Origin of the sequence: Desulfosporosinus fructosivorans (assembly GCF_004766045.1) — a bacterium.
Classification (GTDB): Bacteria; Bacillota; Desulfitobacteriia; order Desulfitobacteriales; family Desulfitobacteriaceae; genus Desulfosporosinus; species Desulfosporosinus fructosivorans.
The window spans coordinates 79,718-93,036 of record NZ_SPQQ01000010.1 but is presented as its reverse complement, the minus strand read 5'-3'; the positions used below and the strand labels follow the sequence as shown (position 1 = coordinate 93,036).

The following is a 13,319-nucleotide window of genomic DNA, read 5'->3' as shown; positions in this document are numbered from 1 at the left end:
AACAATGAATATTAATACTGGTCATTTGATAACTAGCGAGATGTTTCAGGAGTTACAACCGAAAGATTTCATGCCATTGCCAGAAGAATTGGAGTCTGCAGCTCAGAAGAAATTAGCAGGTAAACCTGAAGCAATGGTTAGTCTTACATCAGGCGGTAAGCTTTCAAAATGGGCTAGTGAACAGAGAAGGAAAAAAGGTAAGTCAGGCCGAGGGAAAATGGTTAAGGATTCACGGAGGCGGAACAGGCATGGCTAAAACGAAAATAGATTGGGCTGATGCAGTTTGGAATCCAACAACTGGCTGCAGTAAAGTCTCAGCTGGGTGTGCTAACTGTTACGCCGAACGTGAATGGAAAAGGTTATCCGCAAACCCAATGACAGCGTATTTTGGTCGAAAATTCAATGATGTGGCATGTCATCCCGAGCGACTAGATCAGCCTTTGCGGTGGAAGAAACCTCGAAGGATATTTGTAAACTCCATGAGTGATTTATTCCATGAGGATGTACCAGATGAGTTTATCGACGAGGTCTTTGCGGTCATGTCAGATGCAGGACAGCACACGTTTATTATTCTGACGAAACGTCCGGATAGGATGAAGAGATATCTTTCTCCAGATAATCCAAGGTACACGGCAAGTAAAGTTTTTAGACTAACCAAGGAGCCCTCCGGGAAGTTCGATTGTGACTTACACTGGCCATTGATAAACGTCTGGCTCGGAGTTTCGGTCGAGAATCAGGAAGCTGCAGACGAGCGGATTCCGCTGCTTTTACAGACACCGGCGGAGGTAAGATTTATAAGTGCAGAGCCGTTGCTATCAGAGATTAACATAAGTAGGTATTTGAAATGGCCCATATGTAAGCATTGGGGCCAAGATGGAAACCCCAGGGATTACGGAAAGTACCATTGGGAAAAACAAGCTCTTGTTGGGGAAGGGTGGACTGGTCTCGACTTGGTTATCACTGGCGGAGAATCAGGACCAAAGGCCCGACCAATGCATCCAGATTGGGTAAGAAGTTTGAGAGATCAGTGCCAAACGGCTGGGACGAAGTTTTTCTTTAAGCAGTGGGGAGAATGGATTAAATTACCCTTTAAAGCATTGGGCGGAAGTGGAGCAATTGGCTGTTGGAGTCCTGGGAGATCATTCTCAAGCGGAGAAGCTTGTAATGAGTCTGTTTATCCGGGGACCATCAATATGAAACGTGTCGGCAAAAAAGTAGCTGGTCGCTTGATTGACGGTCGGACGTGGGACGAACTTCCTGAGGTGCAGCCATGAGTCATATGAAAATCGCTAGTAAGATTCTTGAAGTCATGAAAGCGATATCGAGTGAACAGGAATTCGGAAAACTAAACGAAGCGATCATTGAGCAAAAACTTATCACTAAAGTGGAGTATGAGATCGAGGAAACAAAGGAGAGTATTACTTCTCAAAGGGTCGTCTGGCAACTTGTCACAGTTTCCTGTGAGTTAACAATAATTGATGTTGAATCGGATGAAATACTTGTTAATGTCGCCTATGGGTCAGGGATGGATCAAGGGGATAAAGCAGTTGCCAAGGCGCAGGATATGGCGCAGAGGTTCGCTTGGATGGCGGCGCTTAATATTGAATCACGGGAACCAGTAGTCGTAACTATTAAGGACGGTGAAGTTGTTACTCCGGAATTCGTCGTTGAAACTCCGGAATCCAAACTCATAGCCCACATAAAGGCACTCTGGAAATGGGATACTGCATTGTTCCCTGATTACGCTTTACAGCGATTTAAGAAGCCGATCGAGCAGTTAAATATATCTGAGCTCAGCGTTCTGAAGAATGAGCTTGAGAATTACGGGAGGTAATAAAAATTGTTAAATCGACTCGTACTTATAGGCCGTCTCACAAAAGACCCTGAATTACGCCACACTCCGAACGGCAAAGCCACCTGTGACTTCACGTTAGCCATTGATCGCAAATTCAAGAACGCTCAAGGAGAGAAGGAAACGGATTTCATAAATTGCAAAGTCCCTCCTTACAAGGACAAGCTTGCCGAATTATGTGCACAGTACCTTTCGAAAGGAAAGCTCGCGTCAATTGATGGGTCTATGCAAGTCAGGACTTATAACGATAGCAACGGCCAGAAGCATTGGGTTACGGAAGCTATTTGCGAGGATGTACATTTCTTAAGTCCGAAGGATGAGGGAGCGCAGACACATACTCAACAACCAGCACAAAACAATGTACCACCATATGGCGCACCTCCGCAGTATGGTCAACCGCCGGCACAGCACCCCCCTTATCAACAGGCTCCGTATCAACAACCTCCCGTGCAACAACCACAAGGAGAACCTCCTTACCCCGGACAATACGCTCCTCCTGGTTATGCAGGACAACCACCATCTCAGGGATACCAACAACCTCCTCAGGGCTACATGCCTCCTCCTCCGGGGTATCAGGGACAGGCTCCACAGGGATACAGTCAACATCAGGGACAGATACCTCAATGGCTCGGTGGTAATCCACCGCAGAACCCACCTGGTGCAACTCCTGCCAGTAAATTTGGGCACCAAGTAAATATTAATCCTGACGATATACCGTTCTGATATGGAGCTAAGACCTTACCAAGACGATCTAATCGAGGAGATCCGGTACAGTATTCGTGCCGGACTCCACCGTATATGCGCAGTGGCACCCTGCGGAGCCGGAAAGACAGTTCTATTCTCATGGATGACAGCTCAGACACGAGCTAAAAAGCAGAAAGTACTTACCATACTACATCGGCAGGAGCTTATCGATCAGACATCCAAGACGTTTGATAAGTTTTACATTCCTCATGAAGTGCTGAATTCGAAAAATATTAACTCATGTGATTGTTTAGTTGCAAGTGTTCAGACATTAGCGAGGAGATTAGATCAGTTCACGAAACCTCCGGATCTAATCATCATCGACGAATGTGCACATGCGGTAGCAAATACTTGGCGTAAGATCATAGACCATTTTCCCAACGCTTTAATCATCGGATTCACGGCCACCCCGGCTCGTTTATCCGGTGATGGGCTAGGAGTGATATTTCAAGCACTAGCACTGGGTCCGAGTGTTAAGGAACTCATCGAAATGGGGAACCTATCGCCCTTCGATTATTACAGCCCTCCGGTCGTCGCGGACTTCGCGGATCTAAAAGTTAAATACGGAGATTACCAATCAAGCGATGTCGCACTAAAAATGGATAAATCGGAGATCATCGGGGATGTGATCGCTACTTACAGGAGGTTAGCAGACGGTAAACGAGCGATATGTTATTGCGCAAGCTGTGAACACGCTGAACACGTTGCTAAGGAGTTTAATCTTGCAGGTATACCAGCGGCATACATCGACGGTAAGACACCGAATGCGATTCGTAAGACGGCCATCGAGCAATTCCGGACAGGCGTTGTGAAGATACTGACAAACGTTGATCTGGTGAGCGAGGGTTTCGATGTTCCCGCGATGGAAGCAGTTATTTTACTTAGGCCTACGCAGTCTGTGGCGTTGTTTATCCAGCAAAGCATGCGGGCGATGCGGAAGGATGATGATAATCCGGATAAGCGAGCGATCATCATCGATCACGTGGGAAATGTCTACAGACATGGTTTACCTGATGAGGATAGAGAGTGGTCACTGGAAGGGAAGATGAAGAAGCGTGAACCGAACGAGATATCGGTCAGGCAATGTCCAAAATGTTACTTTGCGCATATGCCTAGGCCTGAGTGCCCAAACTGCGGTTACAAATATCCTGTGCAGGTCCAAGCTCCGATTGAGCAGACGAAGGGTGAGTTGCTGCAGATTAAGGATCTCGAGCGTAAGGACCAGAAGCGCGAGATTGGCAGGGCGAGGACTCGGGAGGACTTGGAGCAGATCGCGATTAAGAGAGGGTATTCGCTGAGGTGGGTTGACAGGATATTGGAAGTTCGGAGTAAGCAGGCGTGGAGGTGAACGAGGTATTGAAAAAACAAAGCATATTTAAATATGCCGAACTACAAGAAATGCAATCATGGGAACTCGATAAAAAGATTGAAAAAGCCAGAGAAGTAATCATCGAAACATTTAAACAGGGTAAAAAGATAGCTCTTGCTTTTTCTGGCGGAAAAGACTCAACGGCTCTATGGCATTTAATCCTTACAACCTGTCCCGAGCAAGCTAAGGATATGGTTGTTATTTTCGGCAATACGGGTGTTGAGTATTCAGAAAGCCTCAATTTTGCCAGGAAGATCGGTAAGGATTGGGGTGGAGAGAACTTCCATGAAACAAAACTAGATCGACTGAAAGTACCACGACTGAGATATGAAGCGCAAAAAGAAGTCTGGTCGCTGATCAAAGAGAGCGGAGAGGTCGAAAAATATCTAAATAAGAAAGGACGTCTGCTTTCGACCGACAAGCTTAATGAAGCCGTGACTCCTGAGATGTGGGAAAATTTTCGCAGTCGAAAACTCATTTGGGAAAAAGGAACGCTCATCAGCTTTTGGTTTATCGCTGAGCAGTACGGCTTCCCGATACTCGGTAAAGATGCTACTAAACTTGATGCGCCACGGATTAACATTAACGTGTTTCTTGAGTTCAGCCCGGAACAGTCGAAGGGTAACGACAGATATTACGAAATGCTGAGGAAGTTCCCCGATATGAGAATATCGCATAGTTGTTGTAACTTCATCAAGGAACGACCTTCGCAAAAGCTCCAAAAGAAACTTGGATGTGACACGCTCTTTCGAGGCCTGTTAGCAAGTGAATCGAGGCGCAGGACTTTTACCTTTCTTGACTATGGATTTCTGTACAATACGGCTGACAATTATTTGTACTCCAACCCTTTATCAATTTGGACTGATGTTGATGTTTGGGATTATATACACAAATTTGATGTGCCTTATGCAGCGTTGTATGACCTGACAGACGAGGGCGGTAAAAAATTGTTTGAGCGTAATGGCTGTTATGTTTGTGGAACTGGCCTTGCTTACGAGAGAAATAACATTGAAATCCTACGCAAACATTACCCACAAAAATGGACGGCTTTAATGAAATACGGCATGGCAAGAGAAATGAAAACATTTGCCTGTGCTATCAGTGACGACATAAAACTAAACGCCTTAGAGCATGATTGGCTATTAGATATGAGACCATGCGCATTTGATAGGCTGACACCGAGGAAAAACATACTCGAAGACCTACAATACGGAACCCTATTATTTTAAGGGGCAGATCTGGTAGGGCCGTGGATTTGAGACAGATGACGATATTTTGATAAAGGAGAGGAATAAATATGAAAAACTCACTAGGTGATTTAAATAACCATTTATTCGCCCAGCTAGAGCGATTAGGAGATGAAGAGCTTAAGGGTGAGCAGTTGGTAGAAGAAATTGACAGGGCAAAGGCGATAACTCAGGTTTCCACTCAAATTATTGCTAATGGCAAATTAGTTCTCGATGCCATGAAAATACAAGATGAATATCTGGGTGGTGACAGTAAAAGAATGCCAGCCATGTTGCGTGAAACATTTCTTCCAACAGGGGAGTGATTACTATTAATCGAAAATACAGATCTGAGCATATCGAATATTTAACAGCCCACATCCATGGACGAAGCTTCAAGGAATTAACAGCAATGTTCAATGGGAAATTTGGGATGGACTTAAAGGTTTCGGCAATAGTTTCCTTATCTGATCGACACGGGCTGCACAATGGACGTGACACACGGCTTAATAAAGGTTACGAACCTACGCAATTCAGAAAAGGCCATGTGCCGGCTAATAAAGGGCAAAAGGGAATCAGTTATCCCGGGATGAAACATACGCAGTTCAAGAAGGGAAATAAGTCTCACAACTGGTCCCCGCTTGGCTCTGAGAGAATCACCAAGGACGGATATATCCAAGTGAAGATAGATGATGGCAAATTCCAGCACAACTGGAAAGGTAAGCACCTCTTAATTTGGGAGTCTACAAACGGTCCTGTGCCAAAGGGACATGTAGTGATTTTCGGAGATGGGAACAGGCGAAATTTTGAGTTAGATAATCTCATTCTTGTTTCTCGAAAACAGCTCGTAAAGTTAAACAAGCTCCATCTGATTCAAAATGACGCTGATCTAACAAGGACAGGGGTTATCATTGCTGATATTTATAACAAAATTGGAGAGAGGAAGAAGATCAGCCAGACTTGAGACAGGTAGAGATATTTTGTGATAAAGGGGAGGAAACCTGTATGAACTACCTCAAAAAAGGCTTACTCATAATCCTAGTGGCATTCGTGTTTAACGTCTTGGAAACGTGGTTCTTCGGTTGGAACTTACGCGCACAGAGCGCAGCAGAGGGATTCGCTGACATGATTGCTGGTCTTGGGATATTGGTTGGAATGGCTTTCATACTTGGGCACGTAATCGGTTCGTTAGTTAACCTGAATATTGAGTTAAGGGGATCTCTGAAAAAATTAGTTGCGTTGCTTAAAATTTCTTGGTACTTCAACCAATCAGAAAAGGCACTTAAAGAGTGCGTCAAAGCTCTCAAGCGAGAAGACTTTGATGAAGCAGATAGGCTTGAGAGAATTTATCTAGAGTTCGAGAAAAAAGCCGAAGCGTGCAACTGGACTAAAGTCCTTGGTGAGGGCGTAGGAGGCGAGTGTTTTGAAAAACCGCTACATCGAACTCTGGCAAAGCGTTAAGCGCGAAGGAGTCCCCGAATTACTCGCTTGGCTAGAAACTACCGATTTCTACACTGCTCCATGCTCAACGAAATACCACTTGTCGAGGGAGGGCGGGTTACTGGAGCATTCGTTGAATGTTTATCGTTGTCTAGCCACGAGAGACATGCTGGATCAGGAATCAGTCATCATCACCGCTTTAGCTCACGACTTCTGCAAGATTAATTTTTATGGTGTAGAGATGAAAAATGTTCAAGACGAAAAAGGAAAATGGTCTAAACAGCCAAGATACGTTGTCAAAGACCAATTCCCTTACGGACACGGTGAAAAATCGGCGCTACTCATTAACAGGTTCATGAAACTCAAGACCTCGGAGTTTATGGCGATCCGTTGGCACATGGGAGGATTTACCCCAGGGATACAGGATTATGGTTTATCTCAGGCATTAGGAGATGCGTTTAGGGCTTATCCATTGGCTCTGTACCTGCACTTAGCAGATATGGAGGCGACTTATGCTTTAGAAGGGAAGGAGGGGTTGTTTTGACAAGAGATGAGATTCTGGCGATGGTGCCTGGTCGGGAATTGGATGCGTTGGTAGCTGAGAAAGTTTTTGGATGGACAGGAAGAAAGACAGTATATAGATGGGATGACCGCAAAAAGCATGAACGCCCATTGATTATTTTTACTGATGGAGATAGAAAAAATGCAGATAACTACACGCCATATGTCGATAATAACGGCACGAAGATTAATTACAGCGAACCCCATAAAGTGTTTATTCCACCATGCTACTCAACTGACATATCAGTAGCGTGGGATGTAGTTGAGAAGATGTGTAAGGGTAGATCCTATGAAATATCAAGCTCATTTCAAGATGAATATGATGTGGGTGATGTCGGTTGGCTTATTACTTGGGGTAACATGGGTAGTCCTGGACAGGAAGAAATATGGGCACCAACTATACCTGAAGCAATCTGCAAAGCCGCACTCTTGGCGAAGGAGGACACCAGTGATGCAGGATAAGCCAAAGTTTACACCTGGGCCATGGGAACTCGAAGAAACAGAAGATGGCCACATTATTAGAATGGGCAAGGCTATTGAAAATCATAGTGAGTTTCCTAGTCATCTGGAAATTGATTATGACCATGGATGTTTGTTTGATGGCGATGAGGGCGACGTTTTCAACGAAGTAGAGATCAGGCAAGCAAAAGAAGCTTATGCTAATGCCAATCTCATTTCAGCTGCTCCCGATATGTACGAAGCATTACAAAGGGCATTGACCTTCATAACAAACGGAATCGAGAACGGATATATTCAGATGCCTGATCTTGATAGCGGTGATTCTGCATTGGAAACACCAAATATTATCAAACAAGCCCTAACCAAAGCTCAAGGCGGTGGATCCACATGACGTTCTACGGTGGAATATTTATTGGCATAATGGTCGGTGTGATTATCGGAGTGATTACCATGTCGCTTATGTTCGTGGCGAAGGGTTCTGATGAGATCATTAATGAACTGTATGGAGCGTTGGAAGAGTGGGTTGAGATTAATGAGAACTATTGGAATGCTCCCGACTTCGGGAAAAAGAGATACGAACGGTCCTGCAAGGCGTTGAATAGGGCGAGGGGGATGTGACGAGATGGGAAGAGAGATTAAGTTTCGCGGGAAACGAATTGATAACGAAATGGGAGAATTTGTTTACGGCAGCTTATTTAAAGGGGAAACGGCAGAAGGTAAGCAGTTGGCTTATATAATCCCATGCGGTACTCGATACGAAGTAATGAATGGTCGCTTGCATAGAAATACGCCATTGTTTGAAGTTGATCCTGAAACAGTCGGGCAGTTTATCTGGTTAAGAGACTCAACGCGAACCAAGGAATATCCAGAAGGTCAAGAAATTTATGATACTGATTTACTACACAATGAAAAAGTTTTAAATTATCCAGTTCGTATTATTTTTGATAAAGAATTAGGAGCTTACATGATTCATACCCAGAGTGATTTCTTAGGGAATGCAGTATATAAATATCATCTGAAGGTTTTCGGCAACTCCCATGACAATCCAGAACTCATTACTGGTCCCCAGTTATGACTAGCGAACACGACATCCAATCAAAAATCCGCATCGACTTCTCTAAGCAAATCCCTGATGGCCTCCTGTTTAGAGTCAATGTAGGGAGTGGGTGGACTGGCTCAAAAATTATTAAGAATAAAGATGGTAGTATAACAATCCTTAACCCACGCCCCTTTAATACTGGTGTTCCAGATGGGTTTCCAGATCTCGTCGGTGTCCTTCCCGGAGGCAAGGCGCTCTTCGTAGAAGTTAAGGCCCTAAAGGGTAAACCGTCAGCAGAGCAGATCAACTTTATATCGCAGGCTCTTAAAACAGGTGCCTGTGCAGGTGTAGCCCGATCTATCGAGGACGTTATCAATATTATCAACGGCAGCTGAGGGAAGGTGTACCAGTGAACCAAGATACAGGCTCAAATACGGACACTCACAAATTTTTAAACGCACTATACGGTAATCTCGAATCGGGCAACCTGTATCTCTGGACACTGCCCGATCACAGAACATGGTCCTTTCCTGTCGATGATCTCCGGATCATGATAAACGCTGCTCAGGCAATGCAGGATGAGAGAGATATATACTTCGGTCTTGGTGGATCTATGGTTGATATCTCAGACAATAAGCGACCACTCGCCAACAACGTTTCCTTCATCCCAGCTCTCTGGATGGACATTGACATACTTGGGCCAGCTCACAAACAAACCGATCTACCGGATACAGTCGAAGAGGCGCTCTCGATATTACCTGAGTTTTTACAACCCTCCATCACGATTTGGTCCGGGAACGGCATGCACATGTACTGGCTCCTCAAGGAAGCCTGGCTATTCGACACTCAAGAAGAAAACCTTCGGGCCTCGAACCTCATGATTCGCCTTCAGGCGTACATCAAAACTCTCGCAAGTGAGCGTGGGTGGAAATTCGATTCTACTGCAGATCTCTCCCGCGTTCTCCGTGTACCCGGTACGCTAAACCATAAACTCGGACAGAAACAGTCGGTTTACATTACGCATTTCAACGAAACGATACGCTATGATCCATCGGAGCTGGAAGACTTAATTCCAGATATCGACTTTCGCTCGGAGATAACGAATCACGGATCCTTCGAGCGACGATCCACGGACGCGAGTTCGGACTTAATGATAGCCAACTGTCAGTTTTTACAACACTGCCTGATTAACGCTCAGAAAATTACTTACGGTGAATGGCTTTCGATGCTCACAAACGTTGTCAGAGGTACAGACGGGATCGATAAGTGTCATGAGTTATCCTCTCCAGATAAAGGTCGTTATACTCCGAAGGGGACGGACTTTAGACTCTCTGAGGCCCTCAAGATGAATCCTCATACTTGCGAGTACATTCGCTCGAATCACTCCTTCATATGCCCCTCTGGTGGCTGTGGCGTTAAATCTCCTTGCTCATTCTCCCTCGGTACAGTAGGCATCGCTCGTGCAAAAGTTAATATGATCGGGATCCCGAGTGTCGAAAAAATATTCAACGACGACATGCTGACCGCGCTATCAATCGTTAAAAAACAAGACGCAGCGCTTTATGCTCGCACGAAGGACAAGCTCAAGGGCATCATTAACCTTGTCGACCTAGAGCGAGCTATTAAGCAACATACTCAGAAAATGACTAACTCAGAAGTCGCGGAAATACCAACTGATGAAGTAATGGATTTACCAGTGCGTGTGCAGACTTCTGGACTCGACACTGATTCCATGCAGGATAAGATTCCGGACAATTTCAAAGTAACTCCGGCAGGAATTAACCATGTCAAGTGGTCAGAAAACGGTCCTATTGTTACCCGAGCTTGCGGATGTCCTCTGTATATTTCAGCCCGACTGTTTAATACAGACACGGAGACGGAGTCGCTTAAGATATCTTACCAGCACATGGACAAGTGGCGTGACATTGTTATCCCGAGATCGATGGCCGTGGACTCCCGCAAGGTTATCGGGCTTGCAGACAAAGGTATTGGAGTCTCTTCTGAGGGTGCTAAATATTTGGCCAAATATCTTGATGACTACCTATATATCAATCCTCACATTCCGACGTTAAAAGCTGTCTCTCGTCTCGGATGGAGGGGTAAAGAATTCGTATTCCCTGGACTCACAAAAGAGGTCGAGATCGATGTTGACGACATGGGGTCACGGCACGCGGTAAAGGGTCTTTCTCCGGTTGGTGAGTATTCCGACTGGTTAAACGTAGCCAACCAAGTTCGTAATTACTCTCCAAGTGCGAGATTTATTATTGCAGCTGGGTTTGCGGCTCCTCTACTTAAACCACTTGCTCAACGTAACTTTATTATCCATAACCACGGAGATTCCACAGGTGGTAAAAGTGCTACGCTCTGGACGGCGATGTCTATATGGGGTGATCCAGATCCGATTATTTACAGCTTTAACAACACTACGACATCTGTTGAGCGCAGGGCGAGTTTATTTTGTGATATACCTTTTGGGATTGACGAGCGCGAGGTCCTGAGTCAGGCTCAGAAACAGGAAATTTCCCCAATGCTGTATATGTTAGCTCAAGGAAAGGGCAAGGGGCGAGGCGGTAAAACAGGCCTGCAAGAACTCAATATGTGGCGAACAATTGTCATGACAACTGGAGAGGGTCCCCTTACGAACGCAAGTTCAATGGATGGATTAATGACGCGAGCCATCGAATTAGAAGGAGGTCCGCTTGCTGGTAATCTAGAGTTTTCAAAATACCTATACGGATTCCTACCGCAATGCCATGGTCATGCAGGCCTAGCGTTTATGCGCGCTCTGATGGATGCTCTGGGGACGGAGCAACGCAAAGAAATAATTAATTACTGTCGTCAAGCTCAAGGATGGCTAAAGCAGTATTATCCAGATAGATTAGATAGCCACCTGGACGCTCTGGCCTGTGTTATGACGGCTGATTATTACAGTAGCATCTGGGTATTCGGCCTTGATCAGGCTGTGGCTGGAGCAGAGGCGATGGCAATGGGAACGGAAATTGCCAATAAATTAATTAAGAAATCCGAGGCGAGCGAATCGGAGCGTGCGTGGTTGGAGTTTCAGGACTGGGTTGGAGAGAACAGTGAGTATCTAAAGGATTTTGCGACTAAGAAAATAGGGACCAAGGACGGTACGAATATTTACATCATACGCCGTGTGGTTGATGAGTTTCTGACGAAGTATTCATCAGCTCAGAAAATTATTAAGGCGTGGGCAGAGCAGGGGAAGATTATACAAAGGGTTGATTCGGAGGGGAAGATGAGATTTGCTATACAGAAGAAACTTGGCGGGGCAATTGTCCGGTGTATTGTGTTTAAAGAAAATTCAGAAGGGTTGTTTTAATTATAAGGAGAGGGAGGTGCGCAGAGAGGATGAACACTTTTCTAACAGGAAATTCCTTGGAAATCATAGAGACCTTACCAAGTGAATCTGTCCATTGCTGTGTAACCTCTCCGCCTTATTGGAGGTTGCGAGATTATGGTGTGGAGGGACAGATTGGATTAGAACAAACTCCGGAAGAGTATGTGAATAAGTTAGTTAATGTGTTTCGAGCTGTTAGGCGAGTTTTACGGACAGATGGAACACTATGGTTAAATCTTGGTGATAGTTATGCCTCAGGGGGTCAGGGTGGAGGAGGCTCATTCACTACCGAGAGAAGTGCATGGAAGGGTAAAGATAAGATTAAGGGATGGAGGAGCGCACCATCTGGGCTAAAGAATAAAGACCTTGTTGGGATCCCGTGGATGGTTGCATTTGCTCTTCGTGCTGATGGTTGGTTCCTTCGTACGGACATCATATGGGAAAAACCAAATGCAATGCCATCGAGTGTTAGGGATAGACCGACTCGGTCCCATGAATATATTTTTCTGCTTAGCAAAAGCTCGAGGTATTTTTATGATGCAGATTCAATCAGGGAGCATCAGAAAACCAAAGACCCTATTCAATTGACCTTTAAGAGATTTAATGTAAAACATATCAACCCAATACCTAGTCAAGCCAAAGTAAGCCACAGAGCTGATCGGAAAGACTCAACGGAAAACATCAAGGGAAGGAATAAGCGAACCGTGTGGACCATATCAACTAAGCCTTTCAAGGGAGCACACTTCGCAGTGTTTCCCCCTGATCTCGTGAGGCCCTGTATTCTTGCAGGATCGCCAAAGGGTGGCATGGTTTTAGATCCCTTCGGAGGGAGTGGGACGGTGGCGATGGTGGCGAGGGAATTGGGAAGAGATAGTATTTTTATTGACCTAAAGCCTCAATACACCGACATGGCTCAGAAAAGGATTAGATATGGTGGCTGTGATATATTTCACAGTGGTTAACGGTGGTTACCGGAGTGGTTACCTATTTCAAGCCCTGAAACCCTTGGTATTACTAGGTTTTTAAGTACTGATAACCACTTAACCACCATAACCACTACTTTTCCCCTATAGAGAAAGGGTTAGTATCTCAATTTTACTAATTAGTCATAGGTCTTAAATATATAGAGTGCCTTTTGAAAAGTAGTGGTTATCGGTAAAAAATTATCTCAAACCCTTGGGAGAGTAAGGCTTAGGAATCTAAAAAGGTAACCACTCGTAGTGGTTAACGGTTTTAGAGACTTCGATACCATGAGACATCGATCTCAT

17 protein-coding genes are annotated in these 13,319 nt (G+C 45.0%); all 17 read left to right on the top strand.

Annotation, left to right across the window (positions count from 1 at the left end; all coding sequences use genetic code 11):
- Positions 1-4 precede the first annotated feature (4 nt).
- Positions 5-256: a hypothetical protein gene (locus E4K67_RS22615; protein ID WP_135550896.1), complete on the top strand. Its 252-nt coding sequence runs from the start codon at positions 5-7 to the stop codon at positions 254-256.
- Entirely contained in the window at positions 249-1,274 is a 1,026-nt protein-coding gene (locus E4K67_RS22610) for a DUF5131 family protein (protein WP_135550894.1), read from the top strand. Before E4K67_RS22615 ends, E4K67_RS22610 begins: the two co-directional genes overlap by 8 nt.
- Entirely contained in the window at positions 1,271-1,834 is a 564-nt protein-coding gene (locus tag E4K67_RS22605) for a hypothetical protein (protein WP_135550893.1), read from the top strand. The genes E4K67_RS22610 and E4K67_RS22605 overlap by 4 nt, the downstream gene beginning before the upstream one ends.
- Before the next feature lie 6 nt (positions 1,835-1,840).
- Positions 1,841-2,575 (top strand): single-stranded DNA-binding protein, encoded by a 735-nt coding sequence (gene ssb, locus E4K67_RS22600; RefSeq protein WP_135550891.1) that lies wholly within the window; start codon positions 1,841-1,843, stop codon positions 2,573-2,575.
- A 1-nt stretch (position 2,576) separates the two neighbouring features.
- On the top strand, positions 2,577-3,944 hold the full coding sequence (locus tag E4K67_RS22595) for a DEAD/DEAH box helicase (protein WP_135550889.1): 1,368 nt from the start codon (positions 2,577-2,579) through the stop codon (positions 3,942-3,944).
- A gap of 8 nt (positions 3,945-3,952) precedes the next feature.
- Complete coding sequence (locus E4K67_RS22590; protein ID WP_135550887.1) at positions 3,953-5,194, top strand: phosphoadenosine phosphosulfate reductase domain-containing protein; 1,242 nt, start codon at positions 3,953-3,955, stop codon at positions 5,192-5,194.
- Between the two features lie 68 nt (positions 5,195-5,262).
- A complete protein-coding gene (locus tag E4K67_RS22585) occupies positions 5,263-5,517 on the top strand; it encodes a hypothetical protein (RefSeq protein ID WP_135550885.1) in 255 nt (84 codons plus the stop codon).
- Entirely contained in the window at positions 5,514-6,155 is a 642-nt protein-coding gene (locus tag E4K67_RS22580) for an HNH endonuclease signature motif containing protein (RefSeq protein ID WP_243454586.1), read from the top strand. Before E4K67_RS22585 ends, E4K67_RS22580 begins: the two co-directional genes overlap by 4 nt.
- A 41-nt stretch (positions 6,156-6,196) precedes the next feature.
- Positions 6,197-6,652, top strand: coding sequence for a hypothetical protein (locus tag E4K67_RS22575; RefSeq protein WP_135550883.1), 456 nt, complete (start codon positions 6,197-6,199; stop codon positions 6,650-6,652).
- On the top strand, positions 6,615-7,175 hold the full coding sequence (locus E4K67_RS22570) for a hydrolase (protein WP_135550881.1): 561 nt from the start codon (positions 6,615-6,617) through the stop codon (positions 7,173-7,175). Before E4K67_RS22575 ends, E4K67_RS22570 begins: the two co-directional genes overlap by 38 nt.
- Positions 7,172-7,654, top strand: a complete 483-nt coding sequence (locus E4K67_RS22565) for a BC1872 family protein (RefSeq protein ID WP_135550880.1) — start codon at positions 7,172-7,174, stop codon at positions 7,652-7,654. The genes E4K67_RS22570 and E4K67_RS22565 overlap by 4 nt, the downstream gene beginning before the upstream one ends.
- Positions 7,641-8,042: a hypothetical protein gene (locus tag E4K67_RS22560; RefSeq protein ID WP_206752222.1), complete on the top strand. Its 402-nt coding sequence runs from the start codon at positions 7,641-7,643 to the stop codon at positions 8,040-8,042. Before E4K67_RS22565 ends, E4K67_RS22560 begins: the two co-directional genes overlap by 14 nt.
- A complete protein-coding gene (locus E4K67_RS22555; RefSeq protein ID WP_135550876.1) occupies positions 8,039-8,269 on the top strand; it encodes a DUF3789 domain-containing protein in 231 nt (76 codons plus the stop codon). The genes E4K67_RS22560 and E4K67_RS22555 overlap by 4 nt, the downstream gene beginning before the upstream one ends.
- 4 nt (positions 8,270-8,273) lie before the next feature.
- Positions 8,274-8,726, top strand: a complete 453-nt coding sequence (locus tag E4K67_RS22550; RefSeq protein WP_135550874.1) for a YopX family protein — start codon at positions 8,274-8,276, stop codon at positions 8,724-8,726.
- The gene (locus E4K67_RS22545; RefSeq protein WP_135550872.1) at positions 8,723-9,085 is read left to right on the top strand and encodes a VRR-NUC domain-containing protein; all 363 of its coding nucleotides are present in this window, start codon (positions 8,723-8,725) and stop codon (positions 9,083-9,085) included. Before E4K67_RS22550 ends, E4K67_RS22545 begins: the two co-directional genes overlap by 4 nt.
- 14 nt (positions 9,086-9,099) lie before the next feature.
- Positions 9,100-12,033, top strand: a complete 2,934-nt coding sequence (locus E4K67_RS22540) for a DUF927 domain-containing protein (RefSeq protein ID WP_135550870.1) — start codon at positions 9,100-9,102, stop codon at positions 12,031-12,033.
- 29 nt (positions 12,034-12,062) lie between these two features.
- Positions 12,063-13,013 (top strand): DNA-methyltransferase, encoded by a 951-nt coding sequence (locus tag E4K67_RS22535; protein ID WP_135550868.1) that lies wholly within the window; start codon positions 12,063-12,065, stop codon positions 13,011-13,013.
- Positions 13,014-13,319: the final 306 nt, after the last annotated feature.